Annotated in this window: 1 pseudogene; it reads left to right on the forward strand. The window is 56.8% G+C overall.

The window, feature by feature from the left end:
• Positions 1–402: pseudogene (locus ABYT07_RS21370) on the forward strand (type II secretion system protein GspD); the annotation flags it as partial.
• Positions 403–1,065: the final 663 nt, after the last annotated feature.

A 1,065-nucleotide genomic window follows, 5' to 3' on the forward strand; every position in this document is an offset into this window, starting at 1 on the left:
CAAGAAGTATCGTCGCTGACCAATCAGGCGGTTACCGGTGCGGCCGATCTTGTGACCAATCGGCGCGTTATCAACACCACCGTTCTGGCTGAAAACGGGGGGACAGTGGTTCTTGGCGGGCTGATCACAGATGACAGGCTGCAAAGCAATCAAAAGGTGCCGCTTCTGGGGGATGTTCCCGTTCTTGGCAATCTATTCAAAAGCCGCAGTGACAGCCGCAATAAACGCACGCTGTTTGTGTTTCTACGCCCGACGATCATGCTGACGCGGGCTGATCTGGAAAGCGCCGCCGAAACGCGCTACCGCCGCGCCCAAAGTGCCGAAACAACGGTTCAGCCGCGCAGTCTTTTGAAGCAGGAAAAAGTCAGGAAGTTACCGCTGGAGATTGACGGGCTTTACTGACTTCAATTGGCGAGGCAATGCTTGGCTGCGATAGCGATCGTATTATGTCTGTGAGAATGGCTGGTTCTGGGTGCCTATGGCCCCAGCCGCATCTGAAAACCTGATCAACAGGCCCAAAATCGGGCCGGTGCTAAAGACGATGATTGCGGCGCGCAGGCGAAGCGACGGTCGGCAGCTCGATCTGGCTGACGGCCGCTATTAAATCCTGTGGCCTGACGACAGTTCCCGGCGGACCATGATTTTCAAAGATGGGCAACTCTTGCAGCAATCCGACCAAGCGATCAGGGGCGCGCGGCTCAGCTCGGTTTTCGGAGAAAGGATGCATCCCGTTCACGCAACGTTGCGCATGCGCAGTGGTCTGGATTTCGCCGCCCAACAGGGTGCCGCAGTTGAAGCGACCCGCAAGGGTAAGGTCTCCTTCAGCTGTGGGCCGGTAGCGACAGCTTTCACAACGGGCGGAAAGCGGTCGTTGCATAGCTCCGGTAGATGGAAAAAATCAATCGCTGGCGGAACGGTCCAAATCAGTTCTGTACCAACATTGCGGCTCAGTTAAATGGCCTCGTCCGTTTCAACATGTGCAGACCTACCGTCAGACCGCTTCCAAAGCAGCCGGTCCGTCAACGATCATCATCGGACAGCCCCGCGAACAGCGTTCTACCCGGC

Origin of the sequence: Sulfitobacter sp. (assembly GCF_041552635.1) — a bacterium.
In the GTDB taxonomy this organism is placed as follows: Bacteria; Pseudomonadota; Alphaproteobacteria; order Rhodobacterales; family Rhodobacteraceae; genus Sulfitobacter.